Source organism: Winogradskyella poriferorum (genome assembly GCF_050618035.1).
Lineage (GTDB): Bacteria > Bacteroidota > Bacteroidia > Flavobacteriales > Flavobacteriaceae > Winogradskyella > Winogradskyella poriferorum_A.
Genome location: NZ_JBODPY010000001.1, coordinates 1066774 through 1090589 on the forward strand (window position 1 = coordinate 1066774; position 23816 = coordinate 1090589).

General features: G+C 34.8%; 24 protein-coding genes. 21 read left to right on the forward strand and 3 right to left on the reverse strand.

What is annotated here, in order from left to right:
- Positions 1-58 precede the first annotated feature (58 nt).
- The 20 genes from gcvH to tsaB all read left to right on the forward strand — a co-directional run bounded on the left by gcvH (position 59) and on the right by tsaB (position 18107).
- Complete coding sequence (gcvH, locus tag ACRHOC_RS04695) at positions 59-439, forward strand: glycine cleavage system protein GcvH (protein WP_431157411.1); 381 nt, start codon at positions 59-61, stop codon at positions 437-439.
- Entirely contained in the window at positions 432-794 is a 363-nt protein-coding gene (locus tag ACRHOC_RS04700; protein ID WP_431157412.1) for a VanZ family protein, read from the forward strand. The genes gcvH and ACRHOC_RS04700 overlap by 8 nt, the downstream gene beginning before the upstream one ends.
- A gap of 65 nt (positions 795-859) precedes the next feature.
- Positions 860-1588 carry an energy transducer TonB gene (locus tag ACRHOC_RS04705; protein WP_431157413.1) on the forward strand — a complete coding sequence of 243 codons (729 nt, stop codon included), beginning with the start codon at positions 860-862 and terminating at the stop codon, positions 1586-1588.
- Between the two features lie 114 nt (positions 1589-1702).
- Positions 1703-2500: an energy transducer TonB gene (locus tag ACRHOC_RS04710; protein WP_431157414.1), complete on the forward strand. Its 798-nt coding sequence runs from the start codon at positions 1703-1705 to the stop codon at positions 2498-2500.
- Positions 2501-2606: 106 nt separating this feature from the next.
- On the forward strand, positions 2607-4712 hold the full coding sequence (locus tag ACRHOC_RS04715) for a gliding motility protein RemB (RefSeq protein WP_431157415.1): 2106 nt from the start codon (positions 2607-2609) through the stop codon (positions 4710-4712).
- A 101-nt stretch (positions 4713-4813) separates the two neighbouring features.
- The gene (cyoE, locus tag ACRHOC_RS04720; protein ID WP_431157416.1) at positions 4814-5707 is read left to right on the forward strand and encodes a heme o synthase; all 894 of its coding nucleotides are present in this window, start codon (positions 4814-4816) and stop codon (positions 5705-5707) included.
- On the forward strand, positions 5708-6298 hold the full coding sequence (locus ACRHOC_RS04725; protein WP_431157417.1) for a cytochrome c oxidase subunit 3: 591 nt from the start codon (positions 5708-5710) through the stop codon (positions 6296-6298). It begins immediately after the preceding gene.
- A gap of 36 nt (positions 6299-6334) precedes the next feature.
- The gene (locus ACRHOC_RS04730) at positions 6335-7336 is read left to right on the forward strand and encodes a cytochrome c oxidase subunit 3 (protein ID WP_431157418.1); all 1002 of its coding nucleotides are present in this window, start codon (positions 6335-6337) and stop codon (positions 7334-7336) included.
- Between the two features lie 20 nt (positions 7337-7356).
- Positions 7357-7803 carry a cytochrome C oxidase subunit IV family protein gene (locus ACRHOC_RS04735; protein WP_431157419.1) on the forward strand — a complete coding sequence of 149 codons (447 nt, stop codon included), beginning with the start codon at positions 7357-7359 and terminating at the stop codon, positions 7801-7803.
- A 67-nt stretch (positions 7804-7870) separates the two neighbouring features.
- Entirely contained in the window at positions 7871-8575 is a 705-nt protein-coding gene (locus ACRHOC_RS04740) for a hypothetical protein (protein ID WP_431157420.1), read from the forward strand.
- Complete coding sequence (locus ACRHOC_RS04745; protein ID WP_431157421.1) at positions 8568-9320, forward strand: SCO family protein; 753 nt, start codon at positions 8568-8570, stop codon at positions 9318-9320. The genes ACRHOC_RS04740 and ACRHOC_RS04745 overlap by 8 nt, the downstream gene beginning before the upstream one ends.
- Before the next feature lie 2 nt (positions 9321-9322).
- Positions 9323-9868: a DUF420 domain-containing protein gene (locus ACRHOC_RS04750; RefSeq protein WP_431157454.1), complete on the forward strand. Its 546-nt coding sequence runs from the start codon at positions 9323-9325 to the stop codon at positions 9866-9868.
- A 3-nt stretch (positions 9869-9871) separates the two neighbouring features.
- Positions 9872-10114 carry a hypothetical protein gene (locus tag ACRHOC_RS04755; RefSeq protein WP_431157422.1) on the forward strand — a complete coding sequence of 81 codons (243 nt, stop codon included), beginning with the start codon at positions 9872-9874 and terminating at the stop codon, positions 10112-10114.
- Positions 10115-10230: 116 nt separating this feature from the next.
- Positions 10231-10932, forward strand: coding sequence for an ABC transporter ATP-binding protein (locus tag ACRHOC_RS04760; protein WP_431157423.1), 702 nt, complete (start codon positions 10231-10233; stop codon positions 10930-10932).
- A complete protein-coding gene (locus tag ACRHOC_RS04765) occupies positions 10925-12169 on the forward strand; it encodes an ABC transporter permease (protein WP_431157424.1) in 1245 nt (414 codons plus the stop codon). Before ACRHOC_RS04760 ends, ACRHOC_RS04765 begins: the two co-directional genes overlap by 8 nt.
- 2 nt (positions 12170-12171) lie before the next feature.
- Positions 12172-13431 (forward strand): ABC transporter permease, encoded by a 1260-nt coding sequence (locus ACRHOC_RS04770; protein ID WP_431157425.1) that lies wholly within the window; start codon positions 12172-12174, stop codon positions 13429-13431.
- A gap of 33 nt (positions 13432-13464) precedes the next feature.
- Positions 13465-14616, forward strand: a complete 1152-nt coding sequence (locus ACRHOC_RS04775) for an efflux RND transporter periplasmic adaptor subunit (protein ID WP_431157426.1) — start codon at positions 13465-13467, stop codon at positions 14614-14616.
- A 60-nt stretch (positions 14617-14676) separates the two neighbouring features.
- The gene (locus ACRHOC_RS04780; protein WP_431157427.1) at positions 14677-16119 is read left to right on the forward strand and encodes a TolC family protein; all 1443 of its coding nucleotides are present in this window, start codon (positions 14677-14679) and stop codon (positions 16117-16119) included.
- Between the two features lie 2 nt (positions 16120-16121).
- Positions 16122-17423, forward strand: coding sequence for an efflux RND transporter periplasmic adaptor subunit (locus tag ACRHOC_RS04785; protein WP_431157428.1), 1302 nt, complete (start codon positions 16122-16124; stop codon positions 17421-17423).
- 15 nt (positions 17424-17438) lie between these two features.
- Positions 17439-18107, forward strand: coding sequence for a tRNA (adenosine(37)-N6)-threonylcarbamoyltransferase complex dimerization subunit type 1 TsaB (tsaB, locus tag ACRHOC_RS04790; RefSeq protein WP_431157429.1), 669 nt, complete (start codon positions 17439-17441; stop codon positions 18105-18107).
- Here the strand turns inward: tsaB and ACRHOC_RS04795 are convergent.
- From ACRHOC_RS04795 to ACRHOC_RS04805, 3 genes are all read right to left on the reverse strand, one after another.
- Positions 18104-18916: a mechanosensitive ion channel family protein gene (locus ACRHOC_RS04795; protein WP_431157430.1), complete on the reverse strand. Its 813-nt coding sequence runs from the start codon at positions 18914-18916 to the stop codon at positions 18104-18106. The genes tsaB and ACRHOC_RS04795 overlap by 4 nt on opposite strands.
- A 28-nt stretch (positions 18917-18944) precedes the next feature.
- A complete protein-coding gene (locus ACRHOC_RS04800) occupies positions 18945-19145 on the reverse strand; it encodes a dodecin family protein (protein ID WP_431157431.1) in 201 nt (66 codons plus the stop codon).
- 61 nt (positions 19146-19206) lie between these two features.
- A complete protein-coding gene (locus tag ACRHOC_RS04805) occupies positions 19207-20109 on the reverse strand; it encodes a NifU family protein (RefSeq protein WP_431157432.1) in 903 nt (300 codons plus the stop codon).
- A 222-nt stretch (positions 20110-20331) separates the two neighbouring features.
- Here ACRHOC_RS04805 and ACRHOC_RS04810 point away from each other — a divergent pair.
- Positions 20332-23816, forward strand: a 3485-nt coding sequence (locus tag ACRHOC_RS04810; protein ID WP_431157433.1) for a choice-of-anchor L domain-containing protein, incomplete at its 3' end; no start/stop codon positions are given.

Consider the following 23816-nt stretch of genomic DNA (forward strand, 5'->3'; position numbering starts at 1 on the left):
TGAATTGAAGCAATTAAAAAATTATTTTTGTTTCACTAATAATTTATAACAATCAAAGATGAATATACCATCAGAATTAAAGTATACAAAAGACCACGAATGGGTTAAAATAGACGGAGATGTGGCCACTGTTGGAATTACTGATTTTGCTCAAGGAGAGCTAGGCGATATTGTTTATGTCGAAGTTGATACATTGGATGAAACGCTAGATGCCGAAGAGGTTTTTGGAACGGTTGAGGCTGTTAAAACAGTTTCAGATTTATTCTTACCACTTTCTGGTGAAATTATTGAGTTTAACGAAGGGTTAGAAGATGAACCCGAAAAGGTAAACTCAGATCCTTATGGAGACGGATGGATGATAAAGCTTAAGATAAGTGATGAATCACAAATTGATAGTCTGTTATCTGCCGATGATTACAAAGCACTTATAAGTGGTTAAAAAGCTGCTTTTACTCAGTGCAGTTTTTTATACAATCATACTGATTGTTCTTAGTCTCATTAATATTAATAACATACCAGACTTAGGATCTGATATGGATGATAAAATCTATCATGTTATCGCCTATTTCATTTTATCCATTTTATGGATAACCTACGTTAAGAACAATCGTAATTCTAATCATATCTATACAGTTGCTATTTTGGCTGTTGCTCTAGGTGCCTCATTAGAAGTCCTGCAATATTTAGTGAATCCTAACCGGACTTTTGATTTTTTAGATATGTTGGCAAATACAGTAGGCGTTATTATTGGTACAATTATTGCATCTAGATTCACACTGTTAAAGTTAAAATAAACGAAAGCCTTGCTTATATTACATTTAATTAATTAAATTAGCGAGGTATTACTAAACCCAGTATTATGGAACCTAAAAAGAATCCTAAATCAGACGTAAGTAGAAATAGTTCGATCTATTTTGCTGTTGGTCTGGCCTTAATGTTGGCAATCACTTACATGTCAATAAACTACAAAACTTATGACAAGAGTGACATAGCACTAGATTCATTGAATTTAGATGATGAATTAGAAGAAGAAGTGCCAATTACAGAACAAATAATTACACCTCCACCTCCACCTCCACCACCTCCAGCTGCTCCAGAAGTAATTGAGGTTGTAGAGGATGAAGAAGAAGTGGAAGAAACAGTAATTGAATCTACTGAAACAGAAATGGATACCGAAATTGTTGAGGTAGAAGAAGTGGAAGTAGAAGAAGTAGAAGAGGATATCGAGGTTCCGTTCTCTGTTATTGAAAATGTACCAGTATTTCCAGGTTGTGAAAAGAAAAAAGGAAACGCAGCTAAGAAAAAGTGTATGTCAGAGAAGGTTGCAAAATTTGTAAATAAGAAGTTTAATACGGAGCTCGCTAGTGATTTAGGATTACCACCAGGTAGAAAACGTATTTTCGTTTCGTTTAAAATTGATAAATCTGGAAACATTGTTGGTGTAGGTGCTCGTGGTCCACACCCAGGGTTAGAAAGAGAGGCGAAGCGCGTAATCAGTTTATTGCCTAAAATGAAACCAGGTAAGCAGAGAGGAAAATCTGTAATTGTACCTTATTCATTGCCAATTGTATTCCAGGTACAAGATTAAGAATTACATAAACCGAAAATAAAAATCCCGTTCAAAATTAATTGGACGGGATTTTCTTTTTTGGTATGCTTCTTGTGACTTTTTCAAAATATTAACATTTTAAATAAACATATTATGAAAAACTCTAAAAGAGGTTTCAGTAATGCTGGTCAGAGCATTGTTGAAACAAAGAAGTCGCAAAAGCATGATGCAAATTTACAAAAAAACTCTACCCTCTATTTTCAGATAGGTCTTATACTGTGTCTTATCGGGACCTATGCCTTGTTTGAAATGCAATTTCAAAGTAAAGTGATTACACCATTTCAGGAAAAACCTACCGATAATATTGTGTCCATAGATTATGTAGAGCCATTTCAAGTTGAAGTTGTTAAGCCTAAAGAACAAAAACCAATACCTAGCAAGACTTTAAAAGACGTTTATAAAGTTGTTAAGGATGATCAACCTATAATTGAAAATATAGTAGACACGCCTGATACAGTTGAACCTGAGACTACGCCACTTGCTGTAGATGCAATACCTGAGATAGATAATGAGGTTGAAAAAGGTGAATTGGTTGTGGCTTGGGTGAATATTGAAAAAGTTCCTGTCTACCCAGGGTGCGAAAAGTATGACACAAACGATGGTAGAAAGTCGTGTATGAATAAAAAGATTGCGAAACTAATAGGAAGAAAATTTAACTTAGATGTAGGTTCTCAATATGGTATTTCTGGAAAGCAACGAATTTACACTCAGTTTACTATTGATAAGGAAGGAAATATTACAGATATAAAAGTGAGAGGACCACATAGCGTTCTTGAGAAAGAAGCAAAAAGAGTTATTAATAAAATTCCTAAGATGAAACCTGGTATACAGCAGAATAAACCTGTTGGAGTACGTTATACATTACCAATTATGTATAATGCGCAAGATTAGATAGAAATAAAATATAAAATAGGACCGTTATTGATTCAATAACGGTTTTTTGTTTTTCCGATATTAAAAAATAAGTATCTTTCGTACAACAAACTAAACTCTCTTTATGAAGCGATTTTTGCTCATTGTTACATTATTAGTTTCTGTGTTTTGTGGTGCTCAAAATCTATCTATATACGAAAAACCTCCTGTGTTTAAAGAATGTGATTCTCTTCCTGTAGAACAGCTTAAATCATGTTTTAAATTTACTTTAAACGCATTTATTTTTGAAAATTTCGAAGTTCCTAATATTGTAGACCAAGAGAATTATCAAGGTGATATCAAGGTATTATTTGAAGTGAACAAAGAGGGTGAATTTAAGGTAATTTATGCTGATGCTTTTTATGATGAATTAAAGTCGGAGAGTAACCGTGTTTTTAGTCTTTTACCAAAAATAAAGCCTGCCACATATAATGGCAATGCAACATTTGTTCAGTATAGTATAGACATTCCAATACCTCTAGAAAAACCGAGTGAAGAAGCTAATGATGCAACAGAAGAACCTGCAATTAAAAAAGACAGTTTAAATGCTACACTTTCCCAAGAGTTTGATAAAATAAACGCTCAGGTTAAACCCTACGAAAAGCTGGAGTATACGAGTCAATTAAATGTGCCATTCACACATTCGTTTTATGCACGATTTGATGATGAAATGAATGCTATTGGTACGAATAGCCATACAGCTGCGAAACCATTCCTTTATACGGATGTTGCCAAATATTATGATATTAAGGCCGACAAAGAGCGTCTTGTTAAGGAAACAGATTCTTGGTTAGGACGAAAGTTATACAATGAACACCTTGTGGCCGTGCAGGGAAAAGACTATTGGTTTACAATTGATCCAATATTAGACCTGCAGGTCGGAAAGGATACTGAGGCAGATTTTAGCTCAACTTGGAATAATACAAGAGGAATTTTTATTCAGGCTGGTCTTGGTAAACGATTTAATTTAACCACCTCGGTATATGAAAGCCAGGGCAGATTTGCAGACTATTTTAATAGATATGCAGAGACTTTAAAAGCTTTTGGCCCGGATCCTGCAATAATTCCTGGACGTGGAATCGCAAAACGATTCAAATCAGACTCTTATGATTATCCAGTTGCAGAGGCTTACTTATCTTATACACCAGCAGATTTTTTAAATATTCAGTTTGGTCATGGTAAAAACTTTATTGGAGATGGTTACAGATCACTTTTTCAGAGTGACGTAAGTAGCCCATATCCATTTTTAAAACTAAATGCCAATTTCTGGAAGATAAAGTATACGAGTACATGGATGTGGCTGAAGGATGTGAGGCCAGAGGTTACAGTAGATGGTGCCTTCTTTACCAAGTATATGGCAAATCATTATTTAAGTTGGAATGTGTCTAAAAGATTAAACATTGGTTTATTTGAATCGGTAATGTGGGCAGACACAAATAATAGAGGTTTTGATGTTAATTATCTAAATCCTATTGTTTTCTTTAGAGCAATTGAATTTCAGACTGGTCAGGATGCAGGTAACGCAATTTTAGGACTAAGTGGAAAATACAAATGGAATAATAAGGTAAATATTTATGGTCAGTTCATTATTGATGAATTTTCATTGAGTGATGTAAAAGCTGGTGAGAATAGTTGGAAGAACAAGTTTGGGTTTCAATTAGGGGCGAAATATTTCAATGCCTTTAAAGTTGATAATTTATTGCTTCAAGCAGAGTACAATCAGGTACGCCCTTATACGTATTCGCATAACTCTATTATACTAAACTATGCACATTTTAATCAACCAATGGCCCATCTTTGGGGCTCAAATTTTAGAGAACTGGTATTAATTGGGCGTTACAATTACAAACGTTGGTTTGCAGATGCTAAAGTTATAATGGGTCAACGAGGTTTTGATTTTAATACAACTGAAGACAGCTTTAATTACGGTGGTGATATTTATGCTGATGAGGATAATAGAATATCTGATACAGGAATTAAAATTGGTCAGGGGAACAAAACAAATAGTTTTATGACAGAGCTTCAGGCAGGTTATGTAATAAACCCTGAAACCAATCTAAGATTATTCACCAACATTATCTACAGGGATTTTAATCCTGAAGCTATAACTGCTTCAACAATGAACTCAAACACATTGTGGTTTAGTATAGGGTTAAGAACCGACCTCTTTAATTGGTATAATGACTTTTAAGAATGCCCTGTTAAGTATTATTAAAACTATACTTTAGGTTGGTCATAATTAAATTTCAGGTTATCTTTGCACTCGCTAAAGAATTATACTAAAAAATTGTTGTGAGTAGCGCAAAATCTTCGGTATCAACTGTTTCTGCATTTACTGATTTTAAGGAAATCACAAAGATGGGTTTATCCGTTAGTGTGGTTTTTTCATCTTTGGCAGGTTACTTATTGGGAGCGGACATAATTAACGGTTTGACATTATTGCTTTTAGCTGTTGGAGGTTATTTTATGGTAGGTGCTTCAAATGCCTATAATCAGATTATCGAAAGAGATTTGGATGCCTTAATGGATAGAACAAAAGATAGACCTATTCCAGCAGGACGTATGTCTGTGAATACAGCTTTTGTTATTGCAACGTCATTTACCATTCTTGGATTAATTAGTCTTTACATAATAAATCCAAAAACTGCAATGTGGGGCGCAATTTCAATTTTTTTATATACATGTGTCTATACACCCTTAAAAACAAAAACACCATTGGCAGTTTTTGTAGGAGCTTTTCCTGGTGCGATTCCATTTATGCTCGGGTGGGTTGCCGCTAGAAATGCATTTGGTATTGAGCCTGGGACACTTTTTGCGATTCAATTTTTTTGGCAATTCCCACACTTTTGGGCCATTGGTTGGTTTTTGCATGAGGATTATAAAAAAGGTGGTTTTTTAATGTTGCCAACAGGAAAACCAGATAAAGGAACCGCAGTACAAATAATTCTTTATAGTATTTGGACAACACTCGTCTCTATAATTCCGGTGTTTGGTTATACAGGAGATTTAAAACTCTCAATAGTAGGAGCTATACTTGTTTTTGCATTGGGGTTAATTATGGTTGGATACGCCTTTAGATTGTTTAAAGAACGAACTAATAAGGTAGCTAAACAACTGATGCTTTCTAGTGTATTTTACATTACGATGTTACAAATGATATATGTGGCTGATAAATTTTTGATTTAAATGGATTTAACTGAAGGAACACAAGAAGAAAAACAGAACAGATCAAAGAAAATGATGTTATGGTTTGGGATAGGGTCTCTAATCATGACATTTGCTGGTTTAATAAGTGCTTTTATTGTAAGCCGTAAACGCGAGGATTGGTTACTAGATTTTCAATTACCAAACGCCTTCATTGTTAGTGTGGTGTTAATTGTAATTAGTAGTGCAACTTTGATTTTTGCAAAGCGTGCACTTAAAAAGAACAATATGAGTCAAGTAACTTTTGGATTGTTACTCACTTTTGCATTGGGTGTAGCCTTTATCTACAATCAATTTGCCGGTTTTGGGCAGATTATAGAGTCTGGCTATAATTTTACAGGCCCAACAAGTAATGTTACAATTTCATTTATTTACATAATCGCAGTAGTCCATATTTTACATGTGGTAGGCGGGCTCATTGCATTAATTGTTGTTATTTATAAACATTTTAAACAGAGATATAATTCCACGAATATGTTGGGCTTTGAACTTGCATCAAATTTCTGGCATTTCATAGATATACTATGGGTGGTTCTCTTTTTGTTTTTATATTTTTTTAGATACATAATTTGATTATTTTTGTCCAATCTTAAAATTTAAATAATTTCTATGGATTCTACAGTAGCAAGTACTGGTACAGAAGGGAAAACTTGGGGAGGTGGAAACCGACCTTTAGGCGCTAGTTATGGAAAGCTGATGATGTGGTTTTTCATTGTTTCTGATGCCCTTACATTTTCTGGCTTCTTAGCAGCTTATGGCTTTTCAAGATTCAAGTTTATAGAAGAATGGCCAATTGCAGATGAGGTGTTTACTCACGTTCCATTTTTACATGGTCAAGAGCTACCTATGATTTATGTTGCATTTATGACTTTCATTCTTATTATGTCTTCTGTGACTATGGTATTGGCTGTAGATGCAGGTCATCATATGAACAAGGCTAAGGTAACCCTATACATGTTCTTAACGATAATAGGTGGTGCTATCTTCGTTGGATCTCAGGCTTGGGAATGGGCAACATTTATTCAAGGAGATTATGGTGCTGTACAGACTAAAGGTGGTAACATTTTACAATTTGGTGAGTACGTAACTGTTGATGGGAAAGAAAAATTTAAGCGAATTTCAATCGATGAATTTGCGATTACTCAAGAAACAGAAAGAGCAGAGCACGAGCGTAAGAATGGTCTATGGTTCGTAACTGAAGAATCTCTTCCGCCATATTCGGTGGACGAAATTTATAATGGTTTAGCCGCGAATGAAAATATATTGGTTAGAAACCAAATTATAAACGAAGAAGGTGAAAAGACAGTTTTATCTAGAGCAGAGTCTTTAAAGCAAATAAAAGAGAATGGTAAATTAGTGGTAAAAGGAGCTAATTTAAGAGTTAATGAATATGGGACATCGTTGTTTGCAGACTTCTTTTTCTTTATTACAGGTTTCCACGGATTCCACGTATTTTCTGGTGTAGTAATTAACATTATTATTTTCTTCAACGTTATATTGGGGACGTATGAAAGAAGAGGTAGTTATGAAATGGTTGAGAAGGTTGGACTTTATTGGCACTTTGTCGATTTAGTATGGGTATTCGTATTTACATTCTTCTATTTAGTTTAAAACAAGATTTATAAAACGTTATGGCGCACGAACATAAATTAGAGATATTTAGAGGGCTTTGGAAATTTAAATCCAACACACAAAAGATTTGGGGTGTATTAGCTTTTCTAACCTTTGTTACATTGATTGAGGTTGTCTTGGGTATATACAAGCCTGAAGCCTTAATGAGTACTTGGATCAGTCCTTTTGAAGGTGGATTTTTTGCCACTTTAGGTAATATTATTTTATCTCCATTTATCTACATGAAACCTTTAAATTTAATATTCATTTTACTAACTATAGTAAAGGCCTATTATATTACATGGGATTTCATGCACATGAGAGATGAAAAAGGAAGCCTGAGAAAAATGGTGGTATGGACAGGAGTTTTCCTTATCTGTTATTTAATATTTATCTTATTACAAGAAGGAGGATATGTATTTGAAGTTTACAATACAGATGATGCCTTAATAAAGCGAGATTTTTAGTGCAATTTGTACGTTAAATGATATTAAAAAGGTGGTTTAATTAAACCACCTTTTTTATTTTTGCAATATGAAAAAAGAGAAGATAAAACGCTACTTAGTTTTAACAGTTTTGTTCTTTTTACCTGTTGCGTTTCTACTAATATTATACCCTTCTACTCATAATTATGAGCCTTTAGAAATTGTTCATAATCAAGTTAAGGATTTTTCTGCCTCATCAGAGGTGAAATTAAAAGATCATATTACCGTACTGGCATTTTTTGGGAAACGCCCAATTGAGAAAGCAATTGCAGGTTCAAATCTAAAAGAGCTTGTTTATGACAAATTTAAAGGCTTTAAAAAATTTCAAATTGTAGTTGTAGGACAACCAGGTTCTGAAGATGAATATGACACATTCAATAAGGAGATCGCAAAATTTGAAGAGCTTAAATTTTGGCATTATGTGTTTTTACCAGAAGGCAAGACAAAAGAACTATATGCCAGCCTTAAATATGATCAGGATTTAGATGAGAACTTATCCTCTGAAGAGGTATTTATTATCGATAAGGATTTAAATCAAAGAGGACGTCTAGACGATAGAGATGAAAAGGATATCGAGGCAAAGAAACCAATTACGCAATTATTAACCTATAATACGATTGAAGTCTCTGATATAAAAAATAAGATGAGTGATGATATGCGTATACTTTTTACCGAGTACCGCCAGAAGCGAAAAGGGAAGTTTCAAAATTCAGATTCTAGACGTGCCAACGACTTAAAACAGATTGATGAGTAAAAAAACAAATTATTCTTACGTAGGGATTGCCTTTATTATATTAGTTTTTGGTATCATCTTCATACCAAGGATTATTGATCGTATTTCTAATGACGATATAACTAGAGAAGAAAGCCGAAGTAAAGAGGTTTCAAATTCGCCAATTAAACCAAATAAGAGTGATTTGGCTTATTTAGAAATAAATGGAGAACCAAAACGCGTACCAGAATTTAGTTTTACTAATCAAAATGGTGAATTAATTTCAAATAAGGATTATTTAGGTAAGGTATATGTAGTAGAATTTTTCTTCACAACTTGCCCAACCATATGTCCAATTATGAATAGAAATCTTGTAGAAGTACAAAATGAATTTGATGGCTTCGAAAATTTTGGAGTAGCATCTTTTTCAATTACACCAGATATCGACAAACCGGAGGTTTTAAAGGCCTATGCAGAGCGATATGGTATTACTAATACAAATTGGCATCTTATGACTGGTGATGAGGATGCCATTTATAAATTGGCAAATGAAGGCTTTAATTTATATACGGCGAAGGATGATACTGTAGAAGGCGGATTTGAGCATTCAGGTAACTTTGCCTTAATTGATAAAGAAGGGTTTATTAGATCAAGAAGAGATAGTTTCGGAAATCCTTTAATTTTTTATAATGGTCTAATTCCTGAAGCCCAAGGTGTTGATGATGAGGGTATACCTCAAGAAATAACTATTTTAAAAGAAGATATAACTAAACTATTGAAAGAATGAGTATGAACCAGGTTGACTTAGAAAAAGAGAAAAAGTACAACAAGTGGATTGTTGTATTATCAATTGTAATACCATTGGCAGTTGCTGCATTATTTGGGATAAACCTGCGCGAACTTGGATTTGATGTAGAGCCATTAACATTTCTACCACCAATTTATGCAACTATTAATGGTTTAACAGCTGTATTATTAATAATGGCATTTATAGCTATAAAGAAAAAGAACATAGTCTTGCACCAAAATTTAATGACCACTGCTATTTGGTGCTCCGTAGTGTTTCTAGTGATGTATGTGGCTTATCATATGACAAGTGATTCCACAAAATTTGGTGGTGAAGGCTTTATTAAATATGTATACTTTTTTATTTTAATTACGCATATACTACTGTCTATTGTGATTATACCTTTTGTACTTATTACCTATGTAAGAGCAATAACCAATAATATTGAGCGTCACAAGAAAATTGCCAAGATCACATTTCCTATGTGGTTATATGTCGCTGTCACTGGAGTTATCGTCTATATTATGATTTCGCCTTATTACGCATAATTAATGAAGAGAATATTATCCATATCTGTTTTTCTAATTTTAGGGACTTGCCAATCCTTTGCACAGTGTGCGATGTGTAGGGCTGTATTAGAAAGTGGTGATGATCAGGCCGCTGTAGAAGGGATTAATGATGGTATTGTATTTCTAATGTCCATACCCTACATTTTAGTAGCAATTATTGGCTATATAATTTATTGGAAATTTTTTAGATCGAGTAATTCAAAAAATACTTCAGAATTACTGTAACAAATATTCATTTTACGAGTCTTAATCTTATATCTGGCAAAGCGAAGTCTTAACAGTTTGTTGGCACAATGTCCTTGCTGATTTTTATAACATTGCACAAGATTTAAGGCACTAGTATGATACAAATTAAGGATTTACACAAGTCTTACCACATGGGAAGTAATTCGCTCCATGTACTTAAAGGAATTAATTTTAACGTGCAGGAAGGTGAGTTGGTATCTATAATGGGTTCTTCTGGTTCTGGGAAATCCACATTGCTCAATATATTGGGTATGTTAGATGAAGCAGATCAAGGAAAATATATCTTAGACGGTGTTCCTATTGAGAATCTTAACGAAAAAACTGCTGCTAGATATAGAAATGAATTTCTAGGATTCATTTTTCAATCTTTTAATCTTATCAATTATAAATCTGCGACAGACAATGTTGCCTTACCGTTATATTATCAAGGTATTTCTAGAAAAGAACGAATCCAAAAAGCAGAGTATTACTTAGAAAAAGTTGGGCTAGCGGATTGGTCTCATCATTTACCAAGCGAACTCTCTGGTGGTCAAAAGCAAAGGGTCGCTATTGCTCGAGCACTTGCGAGTGAGCCCAAAGTACTTTTAGCAGATGAGCCAACAGGAGCTTTAGATACTACCACATCTTACGAGGTCATGGAACTAATCCAAGGGATTAATGATGAAGGAAAAACCATTCTTATTGTTACCCACGAGGATGATATTGCACATATGACAAAACGAATTGTAAACCTTAAGGATGGTGTTATAATTAACGATAGTAAAGTAGAACAAGTTAGAGCAGTGCAACATGTTTAATATTGAGCGTTGGCAAGAAATATTTGAAACATTAAGAAAAAATAAGCTGAGAACTTTTCTAACAGGTTTATCGGTGGCTTCAGGTATTTTTATTTTAGTCATTTTACTCGGGTTTAGTTCGGGCATCGAAAATGGTGTTACTTCTGAGTTTCAGCAAGACGCTACAAACGAAATTAGTGTTAGAACAAGAAGAACTACCAAAGGATATAAAGGGCTTAATCCTGGAAGATATATTCAACTCAAAGATGAGGATTTTGCTACCATATCTGCAACTTATGATGATAACTTAGAATATCGTTCTGCCAGCTACAGTATTTGGGGTGGTCAGGTAACTCATAAAAACGAATCAGGAAATTATCGTGTGAGAGGTGCCATGCCAGATGAACAGTTTATTGAAAACGCCTCGATGATTAACGGTCGCTTTATCAATCAGTCTGATATTAATGAGAGTAAGAAAGTTGCCGTAATTGGAAACAAAGTAAGTACAGATTTGTTTAAGGGCGAAGATCCAATTGGAAAGGATATTGCCATTTGGGGCATTAACTTAAAGGTTGTAGGAGTTTATACAGATCCTGGAGGAGAACGTGAAGAAAGCAATGTTTTTATGCCACTCACTACTGTGCAAAATGCATTTAATGGCGGTGACAATATTAGAAATATGGCTTTTACGGTAAAGATGTCCGAGAGTTTTGATGAAGCCGTTGAACTGTCTAAGAACCTTACATTGGCAATTGAGAATGATTTAAAGCAAAAACATATAGTTGCGCCAGATGATACAGCAGCAATACGTGTTGACAATACTTTAGAAGAAGCCAAAAAAATCTATTCGCTTATCGATACCATTAAAGCCGTCTTTTGGTTTATTGGTATAGGGACCATAATTGCAGGTGTTGTAGGTGTTGGTAATATAATGATCATTATAGTCAAGGAAAGAACTAAAGAAATAGGCATTCGTAAAGCATTAGGCGCAGAGCCTTATTCAATAATTGCTATGATTTTACAAGAGGCAGTGTTTGTAACCATGTTTTCTGGTTTATTTGGGCTGATTTTAGGTTTAGCATTATTAGAGCTCGTGGGACCACAAGTAGATAGTCCATTTATTAAGTTTCCTCAAGTAGATTTTCAGACAGCAATAGTTACCGTATTCATTTTAGTTCTGGCAGGTGCTATGGCTGGATTTATACCTGCTTATCGCGCTGCAAAGATTAAACCAATAATTGCTTTAAGAGACGAATAATTATGTTTAACAAAGACCGTTGGGGAGAAATATTAGAAGCGCTTAATGCAAATAGAGTAAGAACTTTACTTACTGCTTTTGGAGTGTTTTGGGGTATTACCATTTTGGTGCTTTTGCTAGCCTTAACCAATGGATTGCGAAACGGAGTTACTGCCGAATTTGGGAATTTTGCAACCAACTCTATGTTTATGTGGACTCAAGGTACTTCTATAGCTTATAAAGGATTGCCAAAGCAACGTTGGTTCAACTATAAGATTAATGATGTAGAAGCCATTAAAGCCGAAGTCCCAGAATTAAAGTATGTGTCACCAAGAAATCAATTAGGAGGTTACCAAGGTGCAAATAATGTGATTAGAGGTACAAAGGCAGGTGCATTTCAAATTTATGGGGATTATCCAGAATTTATTAAGCAAAAACCAATGGATATTCTTCAAGGACGCTTTTTAAGTTATTCAGATATCGATGCTAAAAGAAAAGTCTGTGTTATTGGGCCAGATGTTGTTGGTGGATTATATGATAAGGGTGAAGATATTATAGGAACATACATCAAAATTAATGGTGTAAATTTTATGGTTGTAGGGACCTTTAAAATTACAAATAGCCAAGGCGACTCTGAGGAAGAAGCAAATACCATTTTTATTCCGTTTACCACGTTTAATCAAGCATTTAATTTTGGTGATATTGTCGGTTGGATGGCAATAACGGCGAATGATGAGGTGAGTGTTACTGATGTTAAGGAGCGCGTATTTGCCTTAATGAGAAATAGACATACTATTCATCCTGATGATGAGCGTGCTATTGGTCACTTTGATTTGTCAAAGGAGTTCGGGAGAATAAATGGATTATTTAATATCCTAGCGATTGTAGGCTATTTTGTGGGCGCATTGGTACTCATGTCAGGTATTATAGGGATAAGTAATATTATGCTAATTGTGGTTAAGGAGAGAACCAAAGAAATTGGCGTAAGACGCGCTTTAGGCGCAACACCTTGGACCATTAAAGGTCAAATATTACAAGAAAGTTTAATACTAACCATTTTATCTGGTATGACTGGCATCTCCTTTGCGGCGTTGGTGATTTGGGGTATGAATACAATTTTGGATAGTATTGGTCCAGTGGAGAATTTCGCCAACCCAAGCGTTAGTATGCAAGTTGTATTTACGGCATTAATCATTTTAGTGGTCTCTGGATTATTGGCAGGCTTAATACCTGCTAATAGTGCAACCAAGATGAAACCGGTGGATGCATTAAGAATTGAATAAAATTAAATTTCGTTATAAAGAATTAATCAAAAAATGAAAAGAACAACAACAGTAATTGTTTTAGTACTAATAGTAGTTGTGTTTAGTGGAGCACTTTATTATTTATGGGCAAAGAATCAAGAAGACCCAATAACCTATACCACAGAAAAAGCATCTAAAGAAACCATTGTAGTTAAAACTGTCGCTACAGGAAGTATTGTGCCAAAAGAAGAAGTACTTATTAAACCAAATATTTCTGGTGTTATAGAAGAAGTATTTATTGAGGCAGGAGAATATGTGAATCAGGGTGATTTAATCGCACAGATTCGAGTTATTCCAAATGTTTCAAACTTAACAAGTGCAAAAAATAATATTGCCTCTAACAGAACGGCTTTAGAGACTGCTGAGATAAATTTTAAAACTCAGAAATCCATTTATGATCGTCAAAAAGAGTTATTTGATAAAGGCGTCATTGCTGCAAATGAATTCGACCAAGTAAATAACACCTATTTACAGGCGAAACAACAGGTTGAACAATCTAGAATTAACTTACAGCAGTCGCGTCAAAATTATGATATTATCAAAACAGGAACAACCTCTGGACTTGGTAGTATCGCACAAACACAAGTAAGAGCCACTGTTGCAGGAATGGTTTTAGATGTGCCTGTAAAGGAAGGAAACCAAGTCATTGAAGCCAACAACTTCAATGAAGGGACCTCTATTGCGTCTTTAGCTGATGTAAAAAAGATGATTTTTGAAGGTAAGGTTGATGAAAGTGAAGTTGGTAAAATAAAGGAAGGTCTTCCACTAGAAATTACAGTTGGTGCAATTGAGAATGAAAAATTTGACGCTGTTTTAGATTATATAGCACCGAAAGGAATTGAAGAGAATGGTGCCATTCAGTTTGAAATTAAAGGGTCACTTAAGAATATAGATTCAACCTTTATTAGAGCAGGATTAAGCGCAAATGCTTCGATTATATTAGACAAGGCAGTTGAGGTTCTTTCTATTAAGGAAGCGCTTGTTCAATATGATCCTGAAACCAAAGCACCATTTGTTGAAGTTGCTGTTGGCGATCAGAAATTTGAAAGACGTAGTATTGAGTTAGGTTTAAGTAACGGCATTTACGTAGAAGTCAAAGGAGGTATTTCCGAAATGGATGAGATAAAGGTTTGGAATCAACTTCAGGGACCACCGCAATATTAAGCGCGTAATTAATTTAATTTTTTTGTAACACAAATAGATTTATCTAGACATATAGACATCATGAGAAAATCAATCATAATAATAGTCCTTTTAATCGGAGTATTTGCTCAAGCACAAAACAAGAAATGGACCCTTAAGGAATGTGTTGAATATGCATTGGAAAACAATATTTCTGTTAAGCAGAGCGAGCTAGATTTAGACCTTGCCGAAATCGAAAAACTTACTGCAAAAGGGAACTTTGTTCCAGGAATTAGTGCAGGAGCTGGCGTTTCTGAAAATACAGGTTTAAGTTTTGATCCAATTACAAATAATGCACGTACAACCACCTTTTTATCTGCTTCAGGTAACATCAATGTTGGCTATACGTTATTCGATGGTTTAAGAAACTTTAGACAGTTACAAAGAGCCGAAATATCTAAATTGTCAAGTCAATATAGGCTTAACAAAATGAAAGATGATATTTCATTATTTGTTGCCAACGGATATTTACAAGTAATTTTAAATAAAGCTAATCTTGAGGTTCTAATTTCACAGAATCAAGTAACAAAAGAGCAAATTGAAAGAACACAAGAGCTTGTAGATGCAGGTTCTCTTCCACGTGGTGATCTTTTAGAAATTAAAGCGACTGATGCTAGTGAGCAACAGTCTATAATTAATGCGCAGAACAGTGTTCAAATTTCGTTAATTAGTCTTGCACAATTATTATTAATCAAAGATTATGAGAATTTCGATATCGAAGATGAAGGTTATAACATTGTAGATGATGGTGTGGCATCAAGAGATATAGCAGAAATTATCGCGGCAGCAAAAGACAATAGATCTGAAATTAAAATAGCAGAACAAAATGTTGAGTTGGCGAAGAAAGATTTACAGATTTCAAAAGGAGCAAATTATCCTACGTTAAGCGCATTTTTTGGTTATAACACAAGATATGCGGATACACCAGGCGTTGTATCTCAAATAGATCCAGATAACCCAACAGTTACACAACAAATTGGTGTAGTACAATCAACAGGTGAGGCTGTAGTTTCAGAATTTCCTAACACCTCTTTAGTCGAAGTGCCTGCAGATCCTTTAGTTGATCAGTTGTATTTAAACGATGGTATTGGTTATGGTTTACAGTTAAACATTCCTATTTTAAACGGATTTAATATTAAAAGTAGTGTTCAAAGAAGCCGTGTAAGTTTAGAGCGTGCTAAATTTGAGCTAGAACAGGCTGAACTCGATTTAGAGTCTACAGTATACCAAGCATACGTTGATGCCAAAGGTGCTTTAAAATCATATGAAGCGGCACAATTAGCTGTAGAATCGCAAGATCTTGCGTACTCTTATGCAAAGGAAAGATATGATGTAGGTTTAACAAATGCTTTCGACTTTAGCCAGTCTAAGTTAAGATATGACAATGCAAGAATAGAACTTAATAGATCTAAATATGATTATATTTTTAAGTTGAAAGTTCTTGAACTATATTTCGGTATTCCAGCAACCGAACTAAAATTTTAATTATGAGTAAAACAGTAAAAATAATTGTAGGAATCGTCATTTTGGTGTTAATTCTGCTTGTTGCGGGAAAATCAATGGGATGGTTTGGCAAACAAGGAAACTTTAAAGAGGTTACTGTAAAAGAAGTTGCGCTTAAAGATATTGTAGAAACCGTATCTGCTACTGGTAAGATTCAACCAGAAGTTGAGGTAAAAATTTCATCTGAAGTTTCTGGTGAAATTTTAGAGTTACCGTTTAAAGAAGGTCAAGAAGTTAAAAAAGGTGATTTATTAGTGCGAGTAAATCCAGATTTAATTCAATCGGCCGTAAACAGATCGCAGGCGACATATCAGAATGTTAGAGCGAATTTAGAACAAGCAGAAGCAACCTTAAAGCAAGCAAAAGCAGATTATGATAGAAATAAGTCACTTTTTAATAAAGGTGTTATTTCTAAAGCAGATTGGGATAGAGCCATTGCCAATTACGAAACAGCTGTAGCAGGTAAAAGTTCGGCATATTATAGTGTGCAAAGTGCTGCGGCATCTGTAAACGAGGCTAAAGATAATTTAACAAGAACCACAATCTATGCGCCAATGAGTGGTACTATTTCTATGTTGAATGTAGAAGAAGGTGAACGTGTGGTAGGAACCCAACAAATGGCAGGAACAGAAATTTTAAGGGTTGCTAATCTCAATAATATGGAGGTTGAGGTCGATGTAAATGAAAATGACATTGTGAAAGTAAATATTGGTGATTCTACTATTGTTGAAGTAGATGCCTATTTAAAGAAAGAATTCAAAGGAATTGTAACTGAGATTGCTAACTCTGCTGCTGGAAATTTAGCTGCAGATCAGGTAACAAACTTTAAAGTTAAAGTTAGAATCCTAGAGGAGTCTTACCAAGATCTTACAGAAGGTAAGCCAGAGAGTTACTCACCGTTTAGACCTGGTATGACAGCTACTGTAGATATTATTACAAACGTTAGAAAAAATGCGATTGCGGTTCCAATTAGTGCTATTGTTATTAAAACAGACACAAGCTCTACCCAAAAATCTTACACTAAGAAGAATATAGAAGAAAGTGATGAGCCAAAAGAAGAGCAGAAATTCGAATGTGTTTTTGTTAATGACGGAGGCAAAGCTAAGCTAAGAGTTGTTGAGACCGGAATACAGGATGACTCTTCTATAGAAATCGTTTCAGGTTTAGAGGATAATGATAAAATTATTACTGGACCTTATAACGTAGTTTCTAAAACCTTAAAGCCTGGCGATATGATCCAGGAGAAAAATAAGAATACAAATAATTCAGAACAGGAATCTAATTAGATAGTAATTTAGCCTATGGCATTATTACTAAATATAGAAACAGCAACAACCAATTGTTCAGTCTCTCTATCCAAAGATGGAGAGACTTTGGTTTTAATGGAGGATAATAGTCTCAGCTACTCACATGCCGAAACACTTCATGTTTTTATTAAAGAGGCATTTTTAAAAGCAGATATAAGTCCCAATGCAATTGATGGTATAGCCGTTAGTAAGGGCCCAGGTTCTTATACAGGATTGCGTATTGGTGTGTCCTCAGCAAAAGGGTTGAGTTATTCTTTAGATAAACCGCTAATCGCTGTAGATACTTTAAAGAGTCTTGCCTCACAATTAGAAATAGAATCTGGCTATATAATTCCAATGTTAGATGCGCGTAGAATGGAAGTCTATGCTTCTGTATTTGATGCAAAAATGAATCAAGTACGCCAAATTAAAGCAGAGGTTTTAGAGGAAGATAGTTTTAAGACGTATCTAGATAAATCTAAAGTCTATTTTATTGGAAGCGGTGTTGATAAAACGAAAAGCCTAATCAATCATCCAAATGCTAATTTTATAGAGAACAGATTACCATCTGCAAATGAAATGGGCCGATTAGCAGACTTAAAGTATAAAAAAAGCGACACCGAAGATGTCGCTTATTTTGAACCTTATTATTTAAAGGATTTTATCGCCATAAAGAAAGCTTAGCCTTTCTTTTGAATTTCTACCTGATGTGGGTAAGGTATTTCAATTCCTGCTTTATCCAATTCAATCTTAACATTCTCTGTAACGTCAAAGTAAACATCCCAGTAGTCTTCTACCTTACACCATGGTCTTACTGCAAAATTAACTGAGCTATCGGCAAGTTCTAAAACAGTAACTGCAGGTGCAGGATCCTTAAGTACTTTGTCATGAGATGTGAGTACATTCAAAAGGACTTCTTTAGTCTCTTTGATATTGGCATCATAACTAACTCCAAATACTAAATCAACTCTTCGTGTACCTTCAGAAGAATAATTGATAATATTACCATTAGATAATGAGCCATTTGGAATAATAATCTCACGATTTGTTATGCCAGTAAGTTTAGTAGTGAAGATTTCAATTTCTTTTACTACGCCTATTTCGCCTTGAGCTTCAATAAGATCACCAATTTTAAAAGGTTTAAATATCATAATTAAGACACCTCCAGCAAAGTTGGCAAGAGATCCTTGCAGTGCCATACCAATAGCTAAACCTGCTGCGGCTAATATGGCTGCAAAAGATGTAGTTTCAACACCAACTGTACCAAGGATAACTACAATGAGAATAACTTTTAATGCCCAACTCACAAGGTTTAATAAAAACTTCTTTAAACTTTCATCGTAATTACCTTTGTTAAGTGTCTTTTTTAATACGTTTTTAATAACTCTTATCACCCAACTACCGATGATCCATATGAGAATAGCGCCAATAATTTTTGGGCCAAAATCAACTATTAAGTTATAACCTTCGTCAATCCATTTTTGTGTATCCATTACTTTGTACGGTCTTTTAATATTAATATTATTTTACTTCAAATGTTAGTTTCAAATTCACTCTAAACTCAGTGACGTTGTCCCCTTTAACGATTGCACTTTGATCTTGTACGTAAACCGAACGAATATTCTTTACGGTTTTTCCAGCTTCTTTTACTGCTTTTTGTGTTGCATCCTCCCAGCTTTTGTCTGAGTTAGATAATACTTCAATTACTTTTAATACTGCCATAATGATTATTTTTTTTATTACTTACATTATGACACAAGAATAAATAAAGAGTCACTACCTTTTATCCATTTATAGCGTCTACCGTAATCGCACTGTCACCTAACATTTCTTTTAGCATGTTTTCAATACCATTCTTTAGGGTAAAGGTAGATGATGGGCATCCACTACAAGCACCTTGCAAAAGCACACTGACTTTCTTACTCTTTTCATCGTAAGACTTAAATTCGATATTTCCACCATCACTCGCTACCGCTGGTTTTACGTATTCCTCCAGAATATTTACAATGTTTTTAGAAGTATCATCTAAAGCTTCAAATTTACGCTCTATGGCTTCCTCGGTTTTTTCTAATTTCTGAGGCGCATCATCATTAAGAATAGTCTTTCCTTGTTCGACATAGGATTTGATGAATTCTCTCAACTGAAGTGTAATCTCATCCCATTCAACAACATCATACTTCGTGATTGAAACATAATTTTTATCAATAAAAATGTTCTTAATAAACGGAAACTGAAACAATTCCGTAGCAAAAGGTGAAGGTTTAGCTTCTTCAATTGAAGAAAACTCGTATAAGCTCGGTACCAATACTTTGTTACAAACAAATTTCAATGCATTTGGATTTGGTGTGCTTTCTGCATATACGGTTACTGCGGCTTTTGGTTTAGAAGCTTCTTCCGTTACAACAATGCCATCATTAGAAAGGTAATCTTCAATTTGCTTTGCAACCTCCTCTTGCACATCCTCCCATTCGACGATATTATAACGCTCAATTGCTACGAAATTAGAAGCGATATATACTTTTTTCACAAAAGGTAAATAGAACAACTGTTGAGCCAAAGGAGAATCCTTGGCTTCGTCAATATTATTAAACTCAAAGCTATTGTGATTTGTTAAAAAACGATCGGCCTCAAATTTAAGAATAGCATCATTAGAGGTCGTATGTATGGTGATTTTAGTACTAGCCATAATTTTTATTTGCAAAAATAAAAAATATACAGATGAAACGTTCATCCCTTACATTATGTTTTGTGACTATTTTCTTAAGCTAATTGATAGAATTTGTTTAAATTTCGTGTCCAATAAAAAAATCGAAGGAAAAAGAAAGTGATAGCTGAAGGGCAATAGGTCTTTTTATTGTATCCCGCCAATGGTTCATTTAGAATGTGCACTGGGAATAAAAGCTATTTAATGAAAAAATTACTAATTCTCTTTACTCTCATTTCTGCTAGTTTTGGATATGCCCAAGACATTAACATGCAAAATGGTACATTCAACAGATGTGCTCCAGATAAATTTTACGATTCGGGTGGTGAATTTGCTAATTATAGCAATGGTGAAAATATTGTAACGACCATTTGTCCAGAGAATGCAGGGCAATTCATAATATTAGATTTCTTATCCTTCGCAACTCAACTTGGATTAAATCCAGACTTTTTAAATATTTACGACGGTGACGATACAACGGCCAATTTACTTGGGACGTTTCAAGGGCCTATCGGAGCCTTTACGGTTAGTGCTAGTGACACGAATGCTTCAGGTTGTTTAACACTAGAGTTTGTCTCGCATCCATCTGACGGAACGCTCGATGGTTGGGAAGCAGATATTCTTTGTGCAACGGCATGTCAGGATATAGTAGCTACGATAGACAGTACGGTTCCAACACCTAATGGAACAGGTGTGGTGAGTATTGTCCCTGGTGATACAGTAGATTTTTCAGGTAGTGCGACTTTTTCAGATGACGGTGCAAATGCTACTTATTCATGGGACTTTGGTGACGGAAATACAGGGAATGGTACAAATGTCTCACATACCTTTTTAACCGCTGGTACTTATACTGTGACCTTTACGACCACAGATGATAATCCACAGGGCTGTACAGGTACCGATACGATTACCGTTTTTGTACTTGGGCCCAATGTTGTGGTCGATCAAGAAATTTTTACACCAGAACAACTCGTCCAAGATGTTTTGATTAATAGCCCTTGTGCACAAGTTTCTAATATCGAATGGTTTACAGGTACAGATGTTAGCCAGTTTGAACCCAATGGAATTGGTTACTTTTTTAGTGATGGGATTAATTTTCCATTTGAAGATGGGATTATCCTCTCTTCTGGGAATTCAGATTTTGGTGCAGGTCCTAATCAAGCGAGTGGTCAAAGCTCAGGTTCCTTCGATTGGGTAGGTGATAATGATTTAAATAATGCAGTAGGAATAACTTCTAATAACGCAACGTATATCCAATTTGATTTTGTGCCTCTAGCTGATAATATAAGCTTTGAATTTTTAATGGCCTCAGAGGAATACGATATGGGTAGTTTTGAGTGCACGTTTTCTGATGCCTTTGCGTTTCTACTAACTGATGCAGCTGGTACTACAACAAATCTTGCAGTAGTTCCTGGAACTAATGCACCTATACTGGTTACCAATATTCATCCTTTTAATAATAATTGCCCAAATGATGTTATTTATCCTGAGTTTTTTGGGGAATATGTGCCAGTTGGAGGGTCACCAATTGGCTATGATGGACGAACAGCTGTTTTTACTGCTCAGTCTCCAGTTACACCAGGTGAAACCTATACCATTAAACTAGTAATTGCTGATGCCTCAGACACGTCTTTAGACTCAGGTGTCTATTTAAAGGCAGGTAGTTTTGACTTGGGTGGTGATTTAGGTGAAGATATTACTATTGCTGCAGGTACAGCTAGATGTGGAGGGAATTCAGTAGAATTAGATACAGGTGTCTCAACTGCTGATCATACCTGGTATTTTGAAGGAAACGAAATACCTGGTGAAACAGGATCTACACTTTCAGTTACTGAAACGGGGACATATTCTGTTGAAGTTGAATTTACGCAAGACTGCCTATCTGAAGATTCTATTTTTGTTGAATTTATACCGAGTCCAAGTGCAAGTCCTGCTGTGGATTTATTACTATGCGATTCTACAGGTTCAGCAGAATTTGATTTATCATTAAATGATGATAATGTTTTAGGAGGCTTAGATCCAATGGATTTTGTGGTGTCTTACCATTTATCGGAGCAAGATGCTATAGATAATATTTCCCCTTTACCTACAAATTTTACAAATACAGAAAATCCTCAATTAATTTATGCAAGGTTAGCAGATGTAACGCAATCGTGTTATGATATTGTATTTTTTGAAATAACAACATCAGACTTACCAACAATTAATCCTGTTCTTAATATTGAAGTCTGTGATGACGAATCAAATGATGGATTTGAGGAGTTTGATTTAAGTATTCAAACAGCCGATATTTTAGGAACACAGAATAGTGCTGATTTTGAAGTAACTTATCATTTAAGTGCCACAGATGCGCAGGATAATGTAGGAGCACTACCCTTAAATTATGTCAATACGAGTGATGATCAACCAATTTATGTTAGAATACAGAGTTTATTAGAGGGTAATTGTTTTATTGCGTCAACAGATCCAGTGTTTAATTTGGTTGTTAACCAAAAAGCAATAGCCAATACACCAGAAGATATAGCATTATGTGATGATATCACAAATGATGGTTTTGAAACCTTTAATTTGAGTTTAAGAATTGATGATATACTAGGGACTCAAGATCCAATGGTTTTTAATGTTTCATTTCATTTAAGTCAAGATGATGCAAATGATAACGTAGGTGCACTAGGAACCAACCATACAAATACAAATGCTGTTTCAGAAGAGATTTTTGTAAGGGTGGAAGATCCTCTTCATCCAGAATGTTTTGACACGACTTTATTTAACGTAATTGGTAATCCATTACCTGAGATTGTAGCGGTAACACCTTTACAAGATTGTGATGATGATAGAGATGGATTTATGGAATTTCCTTTATCAACCAACACAAATGAAATATTAGCAGGTCAGACAGATATTTTAGTTCCCTATCACGAAAGTCTTGATGGAGCACAAAATCAGACTGATGAGATATTTGATGGGTTTATTAATACCAACCCAAACAATCAATTAGTCTATGTGAGACTTCAAAATTTAACTACAGGATGTTTTAATACTAACGAACTACTATTAGAGGTTATTGCAAAACCAATAATTAACGATCCTACACCTTTAGAAGCTTGTGATGACAATATCGATGGGTTAACGTTGTTTGATTTAAGCTCGAAAGATGCGGAAATTACAGGAGGACTAGTTGGCTTAACGGTTAGTTATCATATTAATATGACAGATGCAGAATTGGGAGACAATCCATTAGCTACCAACTATACAAATACAACTCCGGTACAACAGGATGTTTATGTAAGAGTTGAAGATATTGCTACTGGTTGTCATGCAGTTACCGAACTCCAATTAGTTGTCAATCCAATTCCAAATGCCATTTCAGTAATCTATGATCTGTGTGACTACGATAATCCTGGCGATGGGCAGGAGATTTTCGATTTATCAACGCAAGAAACTATTGTTATAAATGGACAGGCAAATGTGACTGTGAATTTTTATGAAAGTTTAGCAGATGCCAATGCAAATACCAATGAAATAACAACACCTTATATCAATTCGATTTCTAATCCTCAGATCGTATATGGATTACTAACAAATACCCTAACGGGATGTACCAATATAACTGAGCTGACTTTAAATGTAATAGCATTACCTGTCGTCGTACCACCAACAGCTTTAGAGGTTTGCGATGATGCTGTACC